Raw genomic sequence first — 22,224 nt, 5'->3', positions numbered from 1 at the left:
AGACGTCAAGCTAGGCGGACTCCGTGCGGGACCCGCTCGTCCCGCCGTGACCGCCGGCCTCGTCGGTATCGCCCTGCGCGGCGGCGCCGTGTGCAGCGGCGAGCGGGCCCAGATGCTGCGCGGCGCTGTCCAGCAGTCCGAGGTCGGCCTTGGTGTGGGCGATGGCGGCGTCGATCAGGACGGCGACCAGCGGTTCGCCGGCGTGGGCCCGGCGCTGCCGTGCCAGGCCCGCGAGCTCGGACAGGTACGTCTGCCGCTGCGCCTCGATCAGCGCGGTCAGGGCCTGCGGGCCCAGGGCGGAGGCCCCGAGGAGCTTCAGGAACAGCTCGTCGCGGAAGCCGCCGACGCGCACCCAGGCAGTGGTCGCCCACGAGCGCAACTCGGCCTCGCCGGCCTCGGTGAGCGTGTAGAGGTTCTTGTCGGGCCGGTCGGTCTGCGTGACCTGAGAGCGTGAGACATAGCCGTCACGGACCAGCCGTTCGAGGATCTGGTAGAGGTGACCGATGTTCAGGCCGCCCCACTGCGGGCCGATGGCCTCCTCGAACCGGGCCTTGAGTTCGTATCCGTGATTCGGTCGCCGGGTCAGCAGCGCGAGCACGGCGTGTTGGAGCGGCATATACGTCCCTTCTACATTGTGACAACATACCCCTGAATTGCCGCAATGTATGTGCGGCGATGCAGGTGCCGCGATGTACGAGGGCGAGGCTTCATCTATGGCTGTGAGCGTGGCGTTGCGCGGGGTGAGCCGCCGGTATCCCGGGCTGACCGCTCTGGACGGGGTCGACCTGGAGGTCGCGGCCGGCGAGGTGGTGATGCTGACCGGGCCCTCCGGCGCCGGCAAGTCCACCGTGCTGCATGTGACGGGCGGCATGGACCAGCCCGACGAGGGGCACGTCGAGATCGACGGCACGGAGCTGGTGTCCCGGGACCTGGACCGCCACCGGCGGCGTATCGGCTTCGTCTTCCAGCGCTTCCACCTGCTGCCCGCGCTGACCGTCCTGGACAACGTGCTCGCCCCCGTCCTGCCGCGCAGAGTGGACTTCGACCGGCGTGCGCGCGGCATGGAACTGCTCGAAGCGGTCGGCCTGGACCACCGGGCCGACGCCCTGCCCTCGCAGTTGTCGGGCGGCCAGCAGCAACGTGTCGCCGTCGCCCGCGCGTTGGTCAACCGGCCGGGACTGCTGCTGGCCGACGAGCCCACCGGCAACCTGGACAGCGTGATCGGGCGGGAGATCATCGACCTGCTGATGTCGCTGCGCGAGCGGTACGGGATGACGATGCTGATCGCCACCCATGACGCGGAGGTCGCCGCCAACGGCGACCGGGTGGTGCGTCTGACGGACGGCAGGATCACCTCGGACCAGCGGGTCACACCGTCCGGCGACGTGCTGCACCGGCTGGGGGGCCTGCGCCCGTGATAGCGATGATCCTCGATCAGTTACGGCGCCGGCGCGGGCGCGCGCTGGCCCTGGCCGCCGGGATCCTGGTGGCGGCGACCAGCTTCACCCTGCTGACCGCGACGGTGAGCACGAGCCAGGCGACCACCGTGGGCACGGTACGGAAGAACGCACGGTCCGCGTACGACGTCCTGGTACGCCCGCCCGACTCGCAGACGGACGTGGAGCGGCAGAGCGGACTGGTCGCGCCGAACTTCCTGTCCGGCACGTTCGGCGGCATCACCATGGACCAGTACCGGCGCATCGGCCGTATGGCCGGGGTCGACGTGGCCGCGCCGGTCGCCAACATCGGCTACCTCATGGTGTCGAGCACCGTCACCGTGGACGTGTCCCGCTTCCTGGACAGCAAGGCGACCCGGCAGATCCTGCGCATCAGCCCGACGCTCACCTCCGGTCTTGGCAGCTACCGCACCTCCGACGAGTACGTCTACCTCACCCGCTCCCCCCTGACGACGGCGTCGGAGTCGGACCACCTCTTCGAGTCCGACACCCTGGAAGCGGGCACGGTCGACAAGAGCACCCAGCGATACCGGATCAAGGGGAAGTACGACGTCTGCTTCTACTTCAACCGGGACAAGACCGAGCAGACCGAGTTCAACCTGCAACTGCCGTTGAAGCCGAACATCATCGCCGAGGACCTCAGGGACAAGTCGCCGTTCGACCCGGACCTGAGCTCACGGATGAACTGCCAGTCCGGCCGGGACAAGGCCACCATCGACGTTCCGGTCAGCTACCCCGTGCTGCTGTCCGCCATCGACCCGGCGGCCGAGGACAAGCTGGTGGGCCTCGGCTCCACCGTCACCTCGGGCCGGATGCTCACCGAGCAGGACAAGCCGTGGACGGTGTCGTCCGCCAAGAGCGTCCACGGACAGCACGACTCCTACATCCCGGCGCTGCTCAGCAACGACCCGCTGACCTCCGGAACGCTCGACGCCGCCGTCCAGCGGCTCGACGTCGGCGACCCGGCCGAGCTGCCCTCGAAACTGGGCAACCCGACAGCCGACAGCTTCGTCCGCGGCCTGCACGGCACCACGGTGGGCAGGACCCGGGTCGACCTGAGCAAGGGCTACCGGAAGGCACTGACCGAGGACTCGTTCGACACCGGGGACTACTGGACGGTCGGCCCGGTCACCTACCGCCGGACCTCCGACGGCGACCTCGCCGCGCAGACGAAGCCGCCGCAGAAGCGCAGCCTGTGGGTCACCAACTCGAACCAGCAGCCGTTCGCCGGCGTCCCCGAGGAGAACCACCAGGGCACCCAGTACCGGAAGGTGACCAGCCACGCCGCCACGGACTGCATCGGGCTGGGTACCTGCGACGGCGTCGACTCCGGGCGCCTGCCCAATCCCTTCGTCCACCTGGTCGGCCGCTACGACACCGGCCGACTGCACGGCTTCTCGGCACTGTCCGACACCCCGCTTGAGACCTACCAGACGCCGCAGGTCACCGGCGCGGACAGCGCGACCCGGGCGAAGCTCCACGGCAAGCCGCTGCAGCCCGACCGCAACCTGGGCGGCTACGTCAGCCCGCCGCCCACCATGCTGACGACGATGGACTCCATCACCGCGCTCACCAAGAGCCGCCGGGTCCCGAGCCTCCAGGACAAGGCGCCGGTCAGCGCGATCAGGATCCGGGTGGCCGGAGTGACCGGCGTCGACACCGCCTCCCGGGCGCGGGTGAACGCCGTGGCCGGGGCGATCCGGGCCGCCTACCCCCGGCTCCAGGTCGACGTCACCGTCGGCAGCTCGCCCGCCCCGCAGACGGTGGCGCTGAGCGCCTCGGCGCAGGTGACGGAGCGTTGGGTCGCCAAGGGCGTGGCCCTGCGCATCCTCAGGGCCGTGGACACCAAGAGCGCGGTGCTCTTCGTGCTGGTCCTCGTGGTGTGCGCGCTCTTCCTCGGCCAGGCGGCGCTGGCCTCGGTGCGCTCACGCCGCACCGAGATCGGCACGCTGCGCTGCCTGGGCTGGAGCGGCGGCGAAGTACTCCGCCTGGTCCTCGGCGAACTCGCGGTGATCGGACTCGCCGCCGGAGCGGCGGGCACGGTGCTCGCGTACGTGCTGGGCCGGGTGCTGGGACAGCCGGAAGCGGGCGCCAAGTCACTCCTCGTACTCCCGGTGGCGCTCCTGCTGGCCACGGTGGCGGGCCTGATCCCCGCCTGGCTCGCCACCCGGCTGGGACCGATGGAAGCCGTCCGGCCCCCGGTGACGGCGGCCCGCCGCGCACGCCCGGTGCGTTCGGTGGCCGGACTCGCCGTGCTCAATCTGCTGCGGGTGCGGGGCCGCACGCTGCTGGGTGCGGCAGGGCTGGCGCTGGGAGTGGCCGCCTTCACGGTGCTGCTCGCCCTGACGCTGGCCTTCCGGGGCGAAGTGGCCGGATCGCTGCTCGGCAACGCCGTGGTGGCGCAGGCGCGCGAGGCCGACTACCTCAGCGTCGCCCTGTCCCTGCTGCTGGGCGCCGCCGGCGCCATCGACGTCCTGGTCATCTCGCAGCGCGAGCGCGCCGCCGATCTCGCGGTGCTGCGGGCGACCGGCTGGACCAACCGCGAACTGGCGAAGCTGACCCTCTACGAGGGGATCGGACTGGCTCTGCTGGGCGGCCTGTCCGGCGCGGTGGCCGGTCTGGCCGGGGTGCTGTCACTGGGCCGGGGCGTGCTGCACGGACACCTGTTCACGGTCGCCGGCGCCGCGCTGCTGGCCACGCTCGCCGCGACCGCCCTGGTGGTGGCGGCGCTGACGGTGCCGATCCGGGGGCTGTCCCGGATCGCCCCCGCCCACCTGCTCGCCGCCGACTGACCCGGCCGCCGCCACCGGTGGGACCCCGGCCCATGAACAGGGCCGGGGTCCTCCTGCGCCGGTCAACGCGGTACCGCGGCCGTCGCCCCGTCCAGCGCCCGGCGCCAGGACCGCACCGCCTCCTCCGACACCGCCCCGTCCCAGCCCGTCGGCCGCGCCGCCCCGCCGATGTGGAAGGCGTCGATGCCCGCCGTACGCAGCTCGGGCACGTGATCGAGCCGCAGGCCGCCCCCCACCAGGAGCGTCTGCTCGTACCCCGGCTCGCCGCGCCGCCGTGCCTCGGCCAGCAGTCTGGGCAGCCCTTCGTCCACGCCCTCCGCGGCTCCCGCCGTGAGGTAGGCGTCGAGGCCCGGCAGGTCGGCGAGCTGCTTGCGCAGGGCGTCCCGGTCCGCGGCCCGGTCGATGGCCCGGTGGAAGGTCCAGCGGCAGCCGTCCAGCGCGGCCACGACCCGCTCCACCGCGTCCAGGTCCACCCCGCCGTCCGCGGCCAGGAACCCGAGCACGAACTGGTCGGCCCCGGCCGCCCGCAGCTCCCCGGCCACCCCCACCAGGCGGCCGGTGTCGCCCGCCGCGAACCCGTCCGCCAGCCGCAGCATCACACGCAGGTCGATGTCGACGGCGGCCCGGATCGCGGTGAAGGTCCGAGGCGGCGGGGTCAGCCCGTCGGCCGCCATGTCGGTGACCAGTTCAAGGCGGTCCGCGCCTCCGGCCTGGGCGGCGACCGCGTCCTCGGCGTCGAGGGCGATCACCTCCAGGACTGCCCGCGTGCTCATAGGGCCCCTTCCGTGGTGTTCCCCGTGTACCCCGCGCACTCCTCGCAAGAGGTCTAGTCCGGAGGTCTAGTCCAATCCAGGGTACGCGGGGAACACCGACGGCCGCGAGACCGCCCCGGTCACACACCGTCCGGATTCAGCCGTAGAGGTTCAGCTCCGCCGCGTCCGCCCCCATCAGCTCGTACGACGCCCCGTTCGGCGACCGCCCGGTGTACAGCCGTACCAGCGTCGCCGCGTCGCCCATGAAGCGGGCCGGGGTCCGGGTCCCGCTCGTCCCGCCCAGGTGCAGCGGCTCGTCCACGTCGTCCAGGTCGGCCTGGAGCCGCAGATGCCCCCGCTTCCGGGTCACCCGGGCCAGCAGGGAGAGCGCGTGGGGCAGGCCCGCGCCCGTGTAGGCGCCGGGCTCCCCGAGGGTGTCGCGGACGTCACCGGCGTGCACCCACTCGCCCAGGGCGACCGGGTCCAGCGCCCCGTCCGCCCGCCCCGCGATCACGTCCCCGGCCTCGGTCATGCCACGCTCCAGCTCGTCGAGGACCCGGGCGTTCGTCCAGTCGGCGCGCTCGGCGATGTCCCGGTCGTTCGACTCGGGCGAGAACACGCCCTTCTCGAAGCGGCTCTCCACCACCCGGATCAGCGCGGACGAACAGTGTGCGAGCACGTCCCGCACCGTCCACCCCGGACAGGCGGCGGTCGGCAGCGCGAAGTCCGCGTCCGGCCGGGAACGCAGAAGCGGGATCAGCGCGTCGCGCTCGACGGTGAGGAGACGTCCGGGAAGGAGGGGGTCGCGTGCGTCGTCAGCAGCAGCAGTCATGCACCCCACGCTAGGGCGATGTCGGTGGCGGGCGGGAGAATGAGCGCATGGCCGATCTCGACGCCCTGCGCTCCCGCTGGCTGACCGCCTTCCTCAGGTCACGGGACGACGACTCCTGCGTGCCCTCCCCGCACCGGTACGCCGACGAACTGCTCCGCCGCTGGCAGGAGCCCCAGCGCCGGTACCACACGGTCGCCCACCTCACGGCGGTCCTCGACCGCATCGACGTACTGGAGGAGTACGCGGACGACCCGGACCTGGTCCGGCTCGCCGCCTGGTTCCACGACGCGGTGTACCTGCCTGACCGGTCGACGAACGAGGAGCGCTCGGCCCGCCTCGCCGAACGCGCCCTCCCCGAGGCCGGGCTCCCGGCGAGACAGACCGCCGAGGTCGCCCGCCTGGTCCGGCTCACCGTCACCCACGACCCGGCGACCGGCGACCGCAACGGCGAGGTGCTGTGCGACGCCGACCTCGCGATCCTCGCCGCCCCGCCCTCCGCGTACGCCGCCTACACCGCCGAGGTGCGCGAGGAGTATCACTTCGTGCCCAACGACGCCTTCCGCGCGGGCCGTTCCGCGATCCTGCGTCAACTCCTCGACCTGCCCCAGCTGTTCAGAACGCCGTACGGCCGGACCGAGTGGGAGCCGACCGCCCGCTACAACCTCGCCGCGGAGCTGGAAATGCTGTCGACCGCCGGGGATCCGGCGTCCTAGGGTGCGGCCCATGCGTGAAATGGGCGGGGATCAGATAGAAGAGGCCGTCGCCGGCTGTGTCGCGGCGCTGCGGCCCGCGGTGGCGCGGAACTGGACGGAGGTGACGGCGGGCGGGCTGGACTGGAACGTCCACGAGACGGCGGTCCACGTCGCCGACGACCTCGTCGCGTACGCCGCAAATCTGGCCGGGCGTGCCCAGGACGCGTACGTGCCCTTCGAGCTCAAGCTCGACGACGGCACCGACAACTCCGGCCTGCTGCACGTCATCGAGACCACCGGCGCCCTGCTCGCCGCCACCGTCCGCACGGCCCCGCGCACGGTCCGCGCCTTCCACCCGTACCCCTTCCGCAGCGCCGACCGCGTGGGCTTCGCCGCGATGGGGATCGCCGAAGTGCTGCTCCACACGTACGACATGACCACGGGTCTGGAGCTCCCCTACCGGCCCGCCGAGGAGCTCGCCGAGTCCGTCCTCACCCGCCTCTTCCCGCACGTCCAGCCCGGTCCCACGCCCTGGCAGACCCTGCTCTGGGCCACCGGCCGCGGCGAGCTGCCCGGCCGCGCCCCGGTCACCGGCTGGCGCTGGTACAACAACCTCGTCATCCCCGCCGAACGCCTCGACCTCGTCGGCATCCGCCCCGCCGAGGCCCGCGACCTGCGCCTGGGCGGCGACGGCGGCTTCGAGTGGATCGAGGGCGGCCCGTACGAGGGCACCCGGGACGCCGCCGGTTTCCTGCTGAAGGCGTACGAAGGGGGCGTGCACCGGCCCCAGTTCGGCGTCTTCGCCCTGGTCCGCCGGGAGGACGGCCGGGCGATCGGCGGCATGGGCTTCCACTCCGCCCCCGACGAGGACGGCCGCGTGGAGATCGGCTACGACCTGACCGAGGCCGCCCGCGGCAACGGCTACGCGACCGAAGCGCTCCGCACCCTGGCCGACTGGGCGTTCGCCCGGGACGACGTACGTTCCCTGTTCGCGACCATAGACACGGCCAACACCCCGTCCCAGGCGGTCGTCACCCGCGCCGGCTTCGCCAAGGTGAGCGAGGACGAGAACGAGATGGCCTTCGAACTGCTGCGATGAGCCGGCCGACCGCTGACGAAGTCGAGCATCGCCGAACACAAACTCCCCTGATGGAACTAGAGTTGTCTGCCCCGCGTAGCTGGCGACGGGTGTGACATGGCTGAGGGGAGCCAGACGGCATGAGCGAGCAGGCCTTGGTCCGGGTCGGAGAAGCCGAAGGAGCTACGGAAAGCACCACGGTCCAGGACGCCGAGGACGCACGGACCCTGCCGTTCTGGGTCGTGGCCACGGAGGAGGACATCGCCCTCGCAGCGCAGGACAGCGACACCATGGGCAGTTTCTTCAGCCGTGACGGCGACTCCGTGTTGCGTTCGGTGCCGCTTGGACCTCTTCGCAAGAACCTGGCCGATGCCGTCGACGCCCTTCAGCGTGTCTTCCAGGAGGTCGCCGACCGAGGTGGTCCCCTTCCCCTGGCCGAGGCACAGCTCTCCTTCCAGGTCACCGCGAGTGGCGGGGTCCAGTTCATCGGCTCCGGACAGATGCAGGGCGCCCGGAGCCTGACGCTGACGTTCAAGCGGCCTGCCTGAGCCGGCGCCTCCCATGGCGAGCAAGCACAAGGCCCTGCTGATCGGAGCGAGCGACTACTCCGACATCCCCGGCTACGGCGACCTGCCCTTCGTCCGCGACGACATCCAGCGGCTGCGCGAAGTCCTGACCAGCCGCGGTTTCGAGGCCGACATCCTGGAGAACCGGCGCGGCATCACGCAGAACACCGTGCGCGGCGCCGTCCACCGGTTCCTGGCCGATGCTCGCTCCGGCGACACCTTGCTCATCATGTTGAGTGGGCACGGGATCCACATCGAGGGCAGGGACTACCTGGTGCCGGAGGACGCCCCCGAGGCCGAGCCGTTCACCGACGGCTGCATCGAGATCGGCTGGCACAAAGAAGTCGAGAAGTCCCTCTGCGAACGCGTCGTCTTCCTGATCGACGCCTGTCGCGAGGGCCGGGTGCCGGACACCAAGTCGGTGCCCGGCACCCGACCGTGGCGGGCTCCCGAGATCATCGGCACACTGCGCCGCAAGGTCGCCTACGTGCATGCCTGCGCGAAGCCCCAATCGGCGTTGTTCGTACGGGACACGGACATGGCCCGTCCCGGTTTCGAAGTGGAGGTGCAGCAAGGCGAGTCGTTCAGTCTCTTCTCCCGCGCGGTCGCCGACGTGATCGCCATGGACCCGCACACCCTCTCCCTGCGGCAGTTGTCCGGGCAGGTACAGGAACGGGTCGACCTCTATCACCGTGCCTACGGCAAGGCCGGACAGCCGCAGCAGGTCAAGGTCACCTTCGAGTCCGGGGCTGACGGCGGAGACTTTCCGCTGCTGCCGGGCGCCGAACGGCGGGCCGAGGTGCACGCCTGGGTGCGGGACATCGACGAGTTCCCCTGGCACCGCACCCTGGAGGGCACGACCCGGGAGACCATCAAAGAAGTCTGCCGGGCTCTCGCCGGGCAGCTGGCGGAGACGTATCGGAGGACGACTCAGGACGCGACCCGGGCGGCAGGCGGCGATCCATGGCATGACCCCGTGCTGGCCGAACGCGCCCATGAACGGCTGGCGTTCCTGGTCGGCCAGCTGGCCAAGGACGTGACACTGTCGCCGACCGAGGCAGCGCTCGCCTTCCTCTTCCCCCTGGTCGCCCAGACGTTCTGGGCCCAGGAAGCGGCGCAGCGGATCGGCGTCCTCACCATGGACGCATCCCCTCACCGCAACGCACCGGCCGCACCCGACGCGACTGTGAACGACGGCCCGGACCAGCACAGCTTCGACAAGTTCGCCCAAGGCTTCCCCCGCCTCAAGCGTCGACTCGATGCCCTGGAACACCGCAAGGACTCCGGTGACTCGGTCCGCCGTATCAAATGGTGGCTGTTCCATCGCTGGCTCATAAAGCAGCCCGAACTGTACACAGCCGAACGCCTCAAGTCGCTGCTGGGGGAGGTGACTTCCCGCCGCGACCAGCCCTCCTGGGTCGCCGACGCCCTCTCCGGGGAGCGACTGGCGGGGTTGCTCCGCGAACACCGCACAGCCCCCTTCACCATGCGCCGCGCCACCGCCGCCCCACGGCCCGGCGGGCTCCAGGCGTACGACGACGACGTCATCGCCGCCACCACCGGCGACGAACACGAGGTGCGCACCGCCCTGGTAGCCGCGCTGGTGAAGGCGGCCCATGCGATGGCCGTCGATCCGGTCGACCTGCCCGAGATCGTCGTCGAGCACATCGGCGTCCATGACAGCGTGGATCCGAAGGGCCTGCTGGCCACCGTGCAGCGCTCCGACTGGCGAGTCTCCGGTCTCGGCCGCTCGCTGAACGCCGTGTGCACGCACCCTGCGGTCCAGGTCGCCCTGCGCGAACACGCGGCCCGCGTCGACGTACTGCTGCGTGACATCAACCGCGGCGACCTACCCGCCCTCGCCCCGCTGCGGACCCTGCCGCCCTACGCCGACGGCAGCCGGGTCCGCCTGGACGGCAACACCCCCGACCAGCTCTCCGACGGTATCCGCTTCCAACTGGCCGAGGACCGGGTCCAGGAGCTCCTCATGGGCGAGGAGCTCTACGGCAACAGCGAGCTGGCCGTACGCGAGCTGTACCAGAACGCACTGGACGCCCTCCGCTACCGGGACTGCCGCACCCAGTACCTGCGCCGCACGGGCCATGCGGTCGCGGACTGGGAGGGCCGGATCGAGTTCGTGCAGGGTGTCCGTTCCGACGGCCGTGCCTACCTGGAGTGCCGCGACAACGGCATCGGCATGGGCATCACCGAACTCAGCACCGTCTTCTCCCAGGGCGGCGCCCGCTTCGTCGATCTCCCGGAGTACGTCGAGGAGCAGGCCGCCTGGTCCCAGCTGCCCGATCCCAAACCGGAGCTGTATCCGAACTCCCGGTTCGGCATCGGGGTGCTCAGTTACTTCATGCTGGCCGACGAGATCGTCGTACGAACCTGCCGAATGGGACGCGAAGGCCACCCAGGCCGGCTGTTGCAGGTGACGATCGCCGGACCGGGCAACTTCTTCCGGGTGGAGGACCTGGGACCGGGCGACGGCTCCGGCACCACCGTGCAGCTGCTGCTCAGCAATCGGCGCAGGTCGGTGTCGTGCGTGGAGGCGCTGGAGGAAGTGCTGTGGGTGGCGCCGTACCTCACGACGGCGACCCATGGTGCGCGGTCGCGCGAGTGGCTGCCGGGCGAGTTGTCTCCGGAGAGCCTGGAGATCCACGGCCCCCGAGCCCATGCCCCCAACGGCCACGCGCTGTGCATCCCGTCGCATCAGCCGGACGTGTGGTGGATCAAGGGCGAGGGCATTCTGCTGGCCGACGGGCTGCTGGCGGAAACCGACTACAACGACCGGGTGTTCGGGGCGGTCGTCAACCTCACCGACAAGCACGCGCCGGAACTCACCGTGGACCGCAAAAAGGTGCGCTCCTACGACAAGGACCATGTACGGGCCCGCATGACCGCCGCCCTGCCGAGCCTCATTGCCCGTGGGGACGGTCCGCTGGGCCCCGACTGGCTGGAGGAATTGAGCAACTGGTCCGTGGCCTTCGCGGACCGGGTGGCCGAGGAGGCGCACCGGGCCGACCTGGCCTGGCCACTCGACGAGGACATCATGGCGCCCTTCGGCCAGGTGGGAGGCTTCCCGGCCGACACCGACCTGCTGCCCCTGGTGACCGGCCACTACCGCGAACATCTTGACCGGGCGGCACTCGCCTCGTTCTTGCTCACCGTGCCGCCGCCTGTCCTGCGCTGGCGGCTGCGGACCCTTTACCGGGCCGGGCTCGGCGGACCGGCCGTACTGGACGACACCGATACGGCGCGACGGGCGCGTCCGTCGGATCTACTGCTGCTCAGCGATTCCCGGGTGTTCATCAGGGGCTGGCGGCAAGCCTGCGACAGCTGGTTGCGAGGGCCGCTGTCCGGCGTGAACACACCTTCCCAACAGCTGTCCCGCACCGGTCTGCCCAGCATCATGGCTCTGTCGGACTGGCGTGATCCCGCGATTCCGGTCCGTTCGGCGGACATCTTCAAACTGAGTTCGCGGACCGAGCGCTCACCCGCCGAGACCTCCGAGCGACTGACCGAACTGGGCTACAGGGTCGAGCCGTTGCTCGGCTGTGCGGCGGCCGCGTTCACCGATCTGCCGATGCTCCGGCCACTCGGCGACCCCAGCGGCTGGCTGAGTCCCGGAACCGCGCTCTCGGCGGCCCAGATCGGTGTCAGTGCCGTCAGGGTCGAACGCAGCACCGCATGGGCCGCCCAGCGACTGGCTGAGCTGGGCTTCATCGTGCCGGCGGAGTTCCCCGCCCGGGAACAGTGGAGCGAGGAAGAGTGCAGCATTGTCGCCTGGTTGTGGCCTGGGTACGAGACCAAGCCCTCGCCCGACGAGGCGGAGCGGGTTTCCCTGGCCCAGCTGACCTGGGTGGCGCGCGTGACGGACCTGCCCCTGCGGACCGTCGTGGACTTCCTCGGTGAGCTTGGTTTCATCCTTCCGCCGAACGCGGCCGACCTGCCCGAACTGACCGACGACGATCGAGGGCTGCTCGCCGAGGTAGGTCCTGTGGACCGGGACGTGAATCTCCGCGCCATCGCATCCGCCGTCCGTCGGCTCAACAGCCCTGCCAGTGTCCTCGGCGAGCGACTCCGGGAGCTCGGCTACGGGGTGGCTGACATACCCGACGACGAGCGGCTGCCCTCCCGCGAGGACATCACCTTTCTCGGCACAGGCCCTGAACTGGACGACATGAACCGTCCGCTGCCCCTGGTGGACGTGGCGGAGGCAGCCGACCAAGCCGCTGTCTCGTTGGCCGAGGCCGCGGACCGGCTGGGTGCCCTGGGCTACCGCTTCGCCTTCGACCCCGAGGCGGTTTCCGCACTACGGGACCAGGATGTCCAGGTCGTCTACTTCGGGCGGTTCCGGGCACCGGAGCTCTTCGGCCCTGTTTCCCCGGACGCCGTCCGCGCCGCCGCGCACCACACCGGCCAGGAGCCCGAGAGGATCACCGCCGCTCTCACCGCACTCGGCTACCAGGTCACCCCGGTCAGCGAGGAGTGGACCGAAGAACGCCGGCTTGAGGACATCCTGTCCGCCTTCGCCCGCAGGCCGTTCGACGCCCAGACGCTCGTCTTCCCGGAGCGCCCCTCGATGTCCCTGCCCGCCCTGGCCCTGACCGCCATGCGGGTCGGGAGGTCCCTGCGCGAAGTCGCCGAGACCGCCACGGCGATCGGTATCCGCCACGAGGCCGAGACCTGGTTCGCCCTCACGCCGGCGGAGCCGCCCGCCCCTTCCGCCGCCGCAGACCGGCCCGTGTGAGCAGCCGCACCACCTCGCGGCTGCTGACCTCCACGGCGCCCGCGCGCACCGCGTCCGCGTAGCGGTGGGAGGGGATGTCGTAGTGGTCGCGCTCGAAGGCGCGGCGGAGTACGCCCATGCCCTCGGCGAAGGTGTGCAGTTCGGCGTACGAGACATCGCTGACCAGGTGGGACCACATCCGGCCGTGGCCCGGCCAGTCGGGCGGGTCGATGTACACCGTCATGAGAACACCGTCATGAGGATGGCGTCCCGCCCAGGGAGCTGCCCAGGGAACCGACGGAGGCGACCTTCACGCCCGCCTTGTGGCACACCCAGTGCGGATCCGGGCCGAGTTCCGGTTCGACGTCGAGCGCGTGCGGGTCGCCGGAGCCGCACACCGGGCACAGCGGCCAGCGGCCGTACCGCTCGAGGAGCGCGTCCTGCACGTCCTGGGCCACCAGCCCCGCCACGTACTCCGCGCCGTCCGGCCACTGCTGGACCCACCAGCGGCGCTGCACGACGGAGTCCTCGACCAGCGAGACCACGTCCGCCTCGGCGACCTCGCCGGCGACGAGATCGGCGAGCACCAGGGCGCGCGCTGCGTGCAGCGCCTGTTCCAAGGGGCTTACGGGGTCCATGGTCCCATTGTGCGCGGTCTTGACCCGGCGACCGAAACGAAAATATCTTTCAAGGGTGACCAAGGACGTGAAGGAAACTTTCGACAACCGCGGACCCGGTGCCGCACCGCCGGCCCCCGCCGCCCTCGCGGCCAAGGTGCGGACCCTCGCGCCCACCATGACCCGTTCCATGCAGCGGGTCGCCGAGGCCGTCGCAGGCGACCCCGCCGGCTGCGCGGCCCTCACGGTCACCGGCCTCGCGGAGCTCACCGGCACCAGCGAGGCGACCGTCGTCCGCACCGCCCGGCTGCTCGGTTACCCCGGCTACCGCGACCTGCGGCTCGCCCTCGCCGGGCTCGCCGCGCAGCAGCAGTCGGGCCGGGCGCCCGCGATCACCACCGACATCGCCGTCGACGACCCGATCGCCGACGTCGTCGCGAAACTCGCCCACGACGAGCAGCAGACCCTCGCGGACACGGCGGCCGGCCTCGACACGGTGCAGCTGGGGGCCGCGGTGAGTGCGCTCGCCGGGGCGCGGCGGACCGATGTGTACGGCATCGGGGCGTCGGGTCTTGTCGCCCAGGACCTCACCCAGAAGCTGCTGCGGATAGGGCTGATAGCGCACGCCCACAGCGATCCGCATCTCGCGGTCACCAACGCGGTGCAGTTGCGGGCCGGGGACGTGGCGATAGCGATCACGCACTCCGGGGCGACCGGGGATGTCATAGAGCCGTTGCGGGTGGCCTTCGAGCGGGGGGCCACGACCGTCGCCGTCACCGGGCGGCCGGGTTCCTCGGTGACGCAGTACGCCGACCATGTGCTGACGACGTCGACGTCGCGGGAGAGCGAGCTGCGGCCGGCGGCGATGTCGTCGCGGACCGGGCAGTTGCTGGTGGTGGACTGTCTGTTCGTGGGGGTGGCGCAGCGGACGTACGAGGCGGCGGCTCCTGCGTTGGCGGCGTCTTATGAGGCGTTGGCTCATCGGCATCGGAGTACGCCGAGGTAGACAGGACGTAGGGCTGACTGTTGTGGGACGGCTGCGGGCCGGATGTGGCTGGTCGCGCCCGCGCGGCGGTAGCCGCAAATTGAACACAGCCCCGCGCCCCTAGGGGGTGCACTGGATCGCGTCAGAAAGAGCCGTATCCGAATGACCACCGAACACCGCGGCGTCCGCTCCGAGCTGGAGTCGCTCACCACCGAGGCGTTCCGCCCCGAGCTCGCCGAGATCGACACCCTCCCTACCCTCGACATCGCCCGGCTCATGAACGGCGAGGACGCCGGAGTGGCAGCCGCCGTAGCGGAGCGGCTGCCGCAGATCTCGGCCGCGATCGACGGCATCGCCGCCCGGATGGCCCAGGGCGGGCGGCTGGTCTACGCCGGGGCCGGTACCGCCGGGCGGCTCGGGATACTGGACGCGTCGGAATGTCCGCCCACCTTCAACACCCGGCCCGGTCAGGTCGTCGGGGTCATCGCGGGCGGGCCGGAGGCCATGGTCACGTCCGTGGAAGGGGCGGAGGACTCCGCCGAGCTGGCCCACGCGGACCTCGACGAACTCGGAATCGGCGCCTCCGACACCGTCGTCGGCGTCTCCGCCTCCGGCCGCACCCCCTACGCCGTCGGCGCCGTCGAGCACGCCCGTGCCCTGGGCGCCCTGACCGTCGGCCTCTCCTGCAACGCGGGCAGCGCGCTCGCGGCCGCCGCCGAGCACGGGATCGAGGTCGTCGTCGGCCCCGAACTGCTCACCGGCTCCACCCGCCTCAAGGCCGGCACCGCCCAGAAGCTCGTCCTCAACATGCTGTCGACGATCACGATGATCCGGCTCGGCAAGACCTACGGGAACCTGATGGTCGACGTCCGCGCCTCGAACGAGAAGCTGCGGGCCCGTTCACGGCGGATCGTGGCCCTCGCCACGGGCGCCCCGGACGAGGAGATCGAGGCGGCCCTCACCGCCACCGACGGCGAGGTGAAGAACGCCGTTCTGGTGGTCCTGGCGGGCGTCGACGGGCCCGCCGCCGCCCGCCTTCTGGAGGAGTCCGGGGGTCATCTGCGCGCGGCGCTCACCGCGACGGGCGGCTGACGCGCACGCTCGGGGGGTGCAGAGATCGTCGTACGACACCGCCGCCGCGCTGCTGCCCCTGGTCGGCGGCCCCGCGAACGTCACCTCCGTCGCCCACTGCATGACCCGGCTCAGGGTGGGGCTGGGCGAGCCCTCGCTCGTGGACGCGGAGGCGGTGCGGGCCGTTCCGGGTGTGCTGGGGGTGGTGGCCGACGGGGACACCTTGCAGATCGTCATCGGGCCGGGGGCCGTGGTGGCCGTGACCGCCGAGTTCGAACAGTTGCTCGCCGCCGAACAGTTGCTCGCCGCCGGGCAGCCGTTCACCGCCGGGCAGTTGGCAGCCCGCGGGGCCGAGTTGCGGGCGGACCGCGCCCGGCGCAACGCGACCCCGGTCAAGACCGCCCTCCGCCGTATCGCCGACGTCTTCGTGCCGCTCATCCCCGCCCTGATCGGCTGCGGAGTCCTCGCCGGCCTCAACGGGCTCCTCGTCAACGCCGGTTGGCTGCCCTGGCTGACCCCCGCCCTGGCCGCCGTCGCCTCCGGCTTCATGGCCCTGATCAGCGTCTTCGTCGGATACAACACGGCGAAGGTGTTCGGCGGGACACCGGTGCTCGGCGGGGCGGTCGCGGCGATCGTGGTCTATCCGGGGGTCGCGAAGGTGACGGCCTTCGGGGTGGCGCTCGCACCCGGTCAGGGCGGGGTCCTCGGGGCCCTGGCGGCGGCGCTGCTCGCGACGTACGTCGAACGGTGGTGCCGGGGCCGCGTCCCCGACGCCCTCGACGTCCTGGTCACCCCCACCGTGACCGTCCTCGTCGCCGGACTGGCCACGCTCTACGGCCTCATGTACGGCGCCGGTCTCGTCTCCTCCGCCATCGGCACCGCGGCGAACTGGCTGCTCGCCACCACCGGCCCGCTCGCCGGCCTGATCCTCGGCGGGCTCTTCCTCCCCCTCGTCATGCTGGGCCTGCACCAGGCCCTGATCCCCATCCACACCACCCTCATCCAGCAGCAGGGCTACACCGTGCTGCTCCCCCTCCTCGCCATGGCAGGCGCCGGCCAGGTGGGCGCGGCGATCGCCGTCTACGCCCGCCTCCGTCACGACACCGCCCTCCGTACGACCATCAGGTCGGCGCTCCCGGCGGGCCTGCTGGGCGTCGGCGAGCCCCTCATCTACGGCGTCTCGCTCCCCCTCGGCCGCCCGTTCCTGACCGCCTGTGCGGGCGGGGCGGCGGGCGGTGCCTTCGTCGGCTTCTTCGCGGTGCTCGGCGACCGCGTGGGCGCCACCGCCATCGGCCCCTCGGGCTGGGCCCTGTTCCCCCTGCTCACGGGGAACAGGGGCCCGGCCCTGGCGGTGGCGATCTACGCGGGCGGCCTGCTGACCGGTTACGCCGTGGGTTTCCTGGCGACCTACGTCGGCTTCAGCGGTGCCGGTAGCCCGGGTGACCCGTCACCTCGGCGATCCAGGTGATGAAGTGTCCCGGGTCGCGTCGACGGCGACCCCGGCCACCGACACCGGAACGCTGACGTTGAGCCCCTGGTGTGTGACGTCCGCTCAAGTCAGTCGAAGGCCAGGGCCGAGTCCGTGGCCGCGTCCGCCTCGCTCGCCGTCGCCCGCAGGGCGGCCTGCGCCTGTCGCGAACCCGACCGCCGGAACCGCGGCGACCGCGGTGAACCCCATGGCCACAGTTCTGCGCTTCACTCACTTCACACGCTTCACTTCCGTCTCTTCTCCAGACGGCTCATGCGGGCACAAGTGCAACAGCGGTTAGTCAACTACACGGGAATGAAGTCCCGGGCTTGCACAACGGGCGCCACTGGCCGTGGTGCTGCGTTTGCGTCCTGTCCCACACCCCGGTTCGAGAGGTGGTTCTGGGGCGGTTGACGGCGCCCCGCGTCGCCACAACTCCCACGCTCTGGCACGGATGTTGCGGGAGCCGTTCCGGTCCGCGTGATCAACGAATCCGCAGGACCGGCATGCGAACCAGGCCTGTGAGACCCGGTTCGCTCTGCCGATGTGCCCGCATTCGGCGCAGGTGCGGGAGGTGTACGCCGGATCGACGTGTACCACCGGCACCCCTGCCTTGCGGGCCTTGTACGCGATGAACTGCCCCAGCTGGGCGAAGGCCCAGCTGGAGTGGGTGGCCCTCCCCCACTGCCTTAAGGGCGTGGGAGGTACCCCCAGGCTTGCGAAGCCGTACCCGCTCGCGGATGCCCGTCAGGTCTTCCAGGGCGATCCCGCGACCGGTGCGTTCCGCCTCGGCCACCACATGCTTCGCGATCCTATGGTTGATGTCCCTCGCCCGTCGTGCTTCCTTGCGCCGCCGCTGCTTCAGACGGCGCCTGGCGGAAGGGGTGTTCTTCTTCTGCAGCTTGGTGCGCAGCGTGCGTTCGCGGGTGCGGATGCGGTTGAGCTCCCGCCCGGCCATGATCTCGCCGTCCGAGGTGGTGGCGATGTTGACGATGCCCAGGTCGATACCGAGGAAGTCCACCGGATCCGTGTTCAGCGGCGCTTCGGGAACATCGCAGGTAGCCAGCAGGAACCACATGCCGTCGCGGAGCAGCAGATCGGACTCGCCCCCGCGGTACAGGGCCAGCGTGACCATCTGCTCCGGCGCGGCGGTGAACGCCACGTCCTTGACCCGCCCGGCAGTAGTCCAGATCGAGATCCGGCGCCGGTCGATCTGCCAGGACAGCATCCGGTCGTCGTAGGGCTGCGCGCCCTCCGGTCGGAAGGCGACCGGCTTCTCCACCGCCCGGCGGTAGCGCTTCGAGCCCGGCCTGCCCAGGTTCCCGGCCCTCAGGTTCGCCTTGAGCGTGGCGTAGGCGTCGCACGTCTTCTTCACGACATGCTGAGCAGCCTGCGCTCCCAGCCCCCACCGGGCCCTGACCTCGTCGTAGGTGAGTTTGCGCAGCGCGAAGTTCCGCTTCACATCCTTCTCGAACGCCACACCACTGACCCAGGTCGCCGCCTCGTTGCAGGCGCGCAGAGTCGCCTCCAGCGCCGCCGCCTGCACGGGCGTCGGCAGCAGTCTCACCTGCACCGTCAGCTTCACGATCACCCAACGTACACACACGTACGAACACCCGCCGCACGTTCACCCTTGTTCACCCGACCGAGTGAACCCGTTGCCGCGCACGCACCCGGCTCCGCCGGATTCGACGCCCCTGGCCTAAACGCCCGGGGTTCCTCGCAAGAACAGGCTGAAGAGTTGCTGTGAAGTCGATGAGTTGCCGCCAGGATTGTTGACACAGCCTGGTCAGGGGACAGCCGGGACACAGAAATTGGCCAGTTTCAGCGGTCCCTGACACTGTGAGGGCACACTTCCGGGTACGAGGCGTGCAATCAGGGGGAGTTGCCATGGCGACGATCGGGTTGGCCGCAGCCATCGAGGAGTTGCGGCAGGAGCTGTACGAGGCCCAGGACCGGGGCGCGCGCGAACAGTTCGCCTTCGAGATCCAGGAGGCCCAGCTGGAGTTGCTGCTGGAACTTCGCGACGACGTCAGGGGCGACGGGAAGCTCCAGTTCGGGGTGGCCACGGCGGGCGCGGGCGCCGGACACTCGTCGGCCCGGTCGCACAAGCTGACGCTGAAGCTTCAGATCAAGGACCGGGCGACCGGTGGCGGCAGCCCCGAGATCAGCGGGCAGCGGTCCGGCTCGTGGGACGACGAGGGCTGAGGTGGACCGCCGCCGACTCGCCCTGGTCAGAGGCGGAGAGGAGACCGGGTTCCGCCGTATCGGCAGCGGGTACCTGATCGCGCCCCGCCTGGTGCTGACCGCCCGGCACGTCGTCGAGGAGGACCCGGGAGCCTCCTGGCCGCGCATCGACGTACGGGTGGGGCACCCTCAGGACGACACGCGGCGCTGTGCGGCCCGGGTCTGCTGGGTCCACCCCGACGGCGGCGATGTCGCCCTGCTCCTGCTCGACGACTCCGTCGAGGCACCGGGTGCGGTGCGCTGGGGGCGCCCGGTCGGCAACGGCCCCCTCCCCTACGACGCCCTCGGCTTCCCGGCTGCGACGACGAGGAACGGGCAGTACGGCGTCGAGCACCTGCGCGGCGAACTGCCCGTGCTGGGCGGGGGCACCGGCGACCAGGACCGGTACGTCCTCGACCAAGGCCCCGCGCCGGAAGCCGATTCCGGGAATGGGGACGGGGACAGGGACGGGGACGGCGGCAGGGCCTGGTCCGGCGCCTCCGGCAGCGCGGTCTTCTGCCGGGACCATCTCGTCGGGGTCGTCATCCACGACGACGAGGCGTTCGGGAACCGCCGGCTGCACGCGTGTCCGGCCCGGTCGTTCGTGGACGCCCCGGGCTTCGCCGACGTACTCGAACGCCACGGCGGTGGCCGCCCCCGGCTGAGCCAGGTCGGCACCGACCTGGAACGCTACCTGCGTGCCGCCCGGCTCGCCGCCACCGAGCATCCGTACCCCGGAGTCGTGCCCGGCACCATGCCGCCGTTGTCCCACATCTACGTGCGCCAGCAGGTCGTGAGCCAGCCGCCGCCCGCCGAGGGGAGAACCGGGGACACCGGACTCATGACGGGCAGCCTGCTCCCCGCCTCCCCGCCCCGGCCGGCCGACGAGGTCCTGACCGGGGACGGCGTCTGCCTGGTCGTCGGCGGACCGGGCGGCGGCAAGTCGAGCCTGCTGCGCACCCGCCTCGCCCACGGCGCCACCCAGTGGCTCGACGGCACCCCCGGCACGGGCTCCGCGCCGGTCCTGGTCCCCGCCGCCGCCCTGGTCGGCGCTCCCCTCAGCAGAGCCCTCGTCGACACCGTCAACGCCCAGCTCCGCCAGTACGGCCTCACCTCTCCCCTCCCCGACACCTTCTTCGAGAGCCGTCCGGCCCCGGGGCACGGCTGGCTGGTGCTGGTCGACGGCCTCGACGAGATCACGAGTGCCGACGGCCGGAAGGACGTCCTCAGGATGGTGGCGCACGCCGGCGACGACTACGCGTTCATCGTCGCCACCCGCCCCGTGCCCGAGATCGAGCCCGGCGACCCCGGCATCATCGGCCCACAGATCCCGCGCCACGAGCTGAAGCCGTTCGGTACCGACGACCTGGAGCGCGTCGCGAGCGGCTGGTTCCGCGCCCTCGGTGTCCCCGAACCCGACCAGACCGCAGGGCAGTTTCTCGGCACGCTCAACATGGCCGGACTGATCGACCTCGCCCGCGTTCCCCTGACCATGTCCATGCTCTGCCAGCTCGGAGCCGACTCCCGAGCGCCGCTCCCGCGCGGTCGCGGCGAGATCTACCAGGGCTTCGTGAACCTGCTGCGCGAACGCCAGTACGCCGCTGGTGCCGTGACACAGGCCCGCGCCGCCATGCGGCCGTACGGCTCCGAGGCGGAGACCCGGGCCGAGCACACCGTGCAGAACCTCCCGCACATCCTCGCCGCCCTGGCCCACCGTCTCCTCCTCGCCGAAGACGAGGACCGGCCCGCCCTCGACGTCACCCTCGACGTCACCCGCGACGTCGCCCTCGACATCGCTCTAGACCACGAACACGCCGAACGGCCTGAATCGGTACCGGAGAAGCGGTGGCGGGACTTCCTGGAGTCCGTCCTGTGCGGTACCGGACTACTGATCCGACGCCCGGACGGCCTCGCCTTCACCCACCAGACGTTCCTGGAGTACTTCGCCGCCCGCCACGTCACCGACGACGAGGAGCGACTCCAGGTCGTCTTCCGGGAGACCTTCTTCCGTCGGTCCCAGTCCCGCCGCCGGTTCAGCAGAGACTGGACACCGCCCAGGTACGAGCCGTTCGGCGGCTTCCTCCTCGACCTCACGCCCGACGACCACCCCCTCAAGACCGAGTTCCTGACCCTGATGTCCTCGGGCCGTGCGGGCCTTGACGGCTGCCGGTTCCTGGTCGAACAGGCCGTCCTGCAAGCCCGCCTTCCCGCGGACGTGATCGAGAACACCGCGAACGTGCTCCGCCAGGTCGCCCGCGGGCACCGGTCGCAGACGTCGTTCGACCGCGTGCAGGCGGCCACGATACTGATCATGATCCGCTTCGCGGACGGCGTCGAACTGCTGAGAGAACTCGCCGCGGACCCCGAACTGGACGGACCGTTCCGCATCGGTGCGGCAAAGACGTTCGCCATGTTCGCTCCAGCGGAATCCACCCGCTTCCTCGGCGACCTCGTCGAGGAGACGCGCCGGGACAGCAGACCGAACGACAGCGCGCATCGGTTGAAAGCGGTGCTGGCGCTGACCGAAGTCGATCCTGCCGCCGCCACCCGGGAACTGCACGCTCTCGTCCGCGACGGCAAGGTGCCCCGTCGCGACCGGCTCAAGGCCGTGATAGCGCTGAACTGGTTCGACGACCAGCCCGGCCGGGCGGAACTGCTGCGATTCCTCGCCGATGACACGACCCTGACGGCCGGCGACCGTATCGCGGTCGCGCCGCTGCTGGCCGACACCGACCGCGACGTCGCCGTCGACCTGTACGAGAAGCTCGCCCGGGACCCCGCGACGAAGTCCGCCGACCGGCTGGAGGCCGCGTACAACCTCACGGTGATCGACCCGCAGCGAGGGCAGAAACTGCTGCGCGTGCTCCTCGACGACACCACGCTCGGCCGCCGGCACCGCCGCAAGGCCGCCAGGCTGCTCTCCGGGACAGCCGACCGGAAACAGACCTGAGGCCTT

General features: G+C 71.2%; 16 protein-coding genes and 1 pseudogene. 11 read left to right on the top strand and 6 right to left on the bottom strand.

Translation table 11 applies throughout. The features are described 5' to 3' along the window. Window positions 1-10 precede the first annotated feature (10 nt). The gene (locus ACFWPS_RS04605; protein WP_383700857.1) at window positions 11-616 is read right to left on the bottom strand and encodes a helix-turn-helix transcriptional regulator; all 606 of its coding nucleotides are present in this window, start codon (window positions 614-616) and stop codon (window positions 11-13) included. A gap of 97 nt (window positions 617-713) precedes the next feature. On the opposite strand from ACFWPS_RS04605, the gene ACFWPS_RS04600 reads away from it, so the two are divergent. Beyond that, window positions 714-1,418 (top strand): ABC transporter ATP-binding protein, encoded by a 705-nt coding sequence (locus tag ACFWPS_RS04600; RefSeq protein ID WP_383700855.1) that lies wholly within the window; start codon window positions 714-716, stop codon window positions 1,416-1,418. Window positions 1,419-1,423: 5 nt separating this feature from the next. Next, entirely contained in the window at window positions 1,424-4,249 is a 2,826-nt protein-coding gene (locus tag ACFWPS_RS04595) for an FtsX-like permease family protein (protein ID WP_383700853.1), read from the top strand. A 62-nt stretch (window positions 4,250-4,311) separates the two neighbouring features. Here the strand turns inward: ACFWPS_RS04595 and ACFWPS_RS04590 are convergent, their stop codons facing one another. Both ACFWPS_RS04590 and ACFWPS_RS04585 read right to left on the bottom strand, forming a co-directional pair. Beyond that, window positions 4,312-5,022 carry a copper homeostasis protein CutC gene (locus tag ACFWPS_RS04590; RefSeq protein WP_383700851.1) on the bottom strand — a complete coding sequence of 237 codons (711 nt, stop codon included), beginning with the start codon at window positions 5,020-5,022 and terminating at the stop codon, window positions 4,312-4,314. Between the two features lie 136 nt (window positions 5,023-5,158). Further along, a complete protein-coding gene (locus tag ACFWPS_RS04585) occupies window positions 5,159-5,833 on the bottom strand; it encodes a maleylpyruvate isomerase family mycothiol-dependent enzyme (protein WP_383700849.1) in 675 nt (224 codons plus the stop codon). A 47-nt stretch (window positions 5,834-5,880) separates the two neighbouring features. Here ACFWPS_RS04585 and ACFWPS_RS04580 point away from each other — a divergent pair, with 47 nt between their 5' ends. The 4 genes from ACFWPS_RS04580 (at window position 5,881) to ACFWPS_RS04565 (ending at window position 12,922) form a co-directional block, all read left to right on the top strand. After that, complete coding sequence (locus ACFWPS_RS04580; RefSeq protein WP_383700847.1) at window positions 5,881-6,546, top strand: hypothetical protein; 666 nt, start codon at window positions 5,881-5,883, stop codon at window positions 6,544-6,546. 10 nt (window positions 6,547-6,556) lie between these two features. After that, window positions 6,557-7,624: a GNAT family N-acetyltransferase gene (locus ACFWPS_RS04575; protein ID WP_383700845.1), complete on the top strand. Its 1,068-nt coding sequence runs from the start codon at window positions 6,557-6,559 to the stop codon at window positions 7,622-7,624. Window positions 7,625-7,743: 119 nt separating this feature from the next. Beyond that, complete coding sequence (locus tag ACFWPS_RS04570; protein WP_383700843.1) at window positions 7,744-8,151, top strand: hypothetical protein; 408 nt, start codon at window positions 7,744-7,746, stop codon at window positions 8,149-8,151. 13 nt (window positions 8,152-8,164) lie between these two features. Then, window positions 8,165-12,922, top strand: a complete 4,758-nt coding sequence (locus tag ACFWPS_RS04565) for a caspase family protein (protein WP_383700840.1) — start codon at window positions 8,165-8,167, stop codon at window positions 12,920-12,922. Here ACFWPS_RS04565 and ACFWPS_RS04560 read toward each other — a convergent pair. Continuing rightward, the gene (locus tag ACFWPS_RS04560; protein WP_383700838.1) at window positions 12,870-13,145 is read right to left on the bottom strand and encodes a DUF4031 domain-containing protein; all 276 of its coding nucleotides are present in this window, start codon (window positions 13,143-13,145) and stop codon (window positions 12,870-12,872) included. The genes ACFWPS_RS04565 and ACFWPS_RS04560 overlap by 53 nt on opposite strands. 10 nt (window positions 13,146-13,155) lie before the next feature. Continuing rightward, window positions 13,156-13,539 carry a hypothetical protein gene (locus ACFWPS_RS04555; RefSeq protein WP_383700836.1) on the bottom strand — a complete coding sequence of 128 codons (384 nt, stop codon included), beginning with the start codon at window positions 13,537-13,539 and terminating at the stop codon, window positions 13,156-13,158. Window positions 13,540-13,594: 55 nt separating this feature from the next. Here ACFWPS_RS04555 and ACFWPS_RS04550 point away from each other — a divergent pair, with 55 nt between their 5' ends. The 3 genes from ACFWPS_RS04550 to ACFWPS_RS04540 all read left to right on the top strand — a co-directional run bounded on the left by ACFWPS_RS04550 (window position 13,595) and on the right by ACFWPS_RS04540 (window position 17,042). After that, window positions 13,595-14,524: a MurR/RpiR family transcriptional regulator gene (locus ACFWPS_RS04550; protein WP_383700834.1), complete on the top strand. Its 930-nt coding sequence runs from the start codon at window positions 13,595-13,597 to the stop codon at window positions 14,522-14,524. Window positions 14,525-14,665: 141 nt separating this feature from the next. Further along, window positions 14,666-15,595: an N-acetylmuramic acid 6-phosphate etherase gene (gene murQ, locus ACFWPS_RS04545; RefSeq protein ID WP_383700832.1), complete on the top strand. Its 930-nt coding sequence runs from the start codon at window positions 14,666-14,668 to the stop codon at window positions 15,593-15,595. A 16-nt stretch (window positions 15,596-15,611) separates the two neighbouring features. Further along, window positions 15,612-17,042, top strand: coding sequence for a PTS transporter subunit EIIC (locus ACFWPS_RS04540; RefSeq protein WP_383700830.1), 1,431 nt, complete (start codon window positions 15,612-15,614; stop codon window positions 17,040-17,042). Window positions 17,043-17,339: 297 nt separating this feature from the next. Here ACFWPS_RS04540 and ACFWPS_RS04535 read toward each other — a convergent pair. Next, window positions 17,340-18,627, bottom strand: a pseudogene (locus ACFWPS_RS04535) (RNA-guided endonuclease InsQ/TnpB family protein). 305 nt (window positions 18,628-18,932) lie between these two features. Between ACFWPS_RS04535 and ACFWPS_RS04530 the strand changes: the two are divergent. Then, the gene (locus ACFWPS_RS04530) at window positions 18,933-19,250 is read left to right on the top strand and encodes a trypco2 family protein (protein ID WP_383700828.1); all 318 of its coding nucleotides are present in this window, start codon (window positions 18,933-18,935) and stop codon (window positions 19,248-19,250) included. 1 nt (window position 19,251) lies between these two features. Next, window positions 19,252-22,218 carry a trypsin-like peptidase domain-containing protein gene (locus ACFWPS_RS04525; protein ID WP_383700826.1) on the top strand — a complete coding sequence of 989 codons (2,967 nt, stop codon included), beginning with the start codon at window positions 19,252-19,254 and terminating at the stop codon, window positions 22,216-22,218. Window positions 22,219-22,224: the final 6 nt, after the last annotated feature.

Source organism: Streptomyces sp. NPDC058457, from assembly GCF_042720695.1.
Taxonomy (GTDB): Bacteria; Actinomycetota; Actinomycetes; order Streptomycetales; family Streptomycetaceae; genus Streptomyces.
The sequence above is the reverse complement of the archived record's forward strand: the minus strand, read 5'-3'. Positions and strand labels throughout refer to the sequence as shown.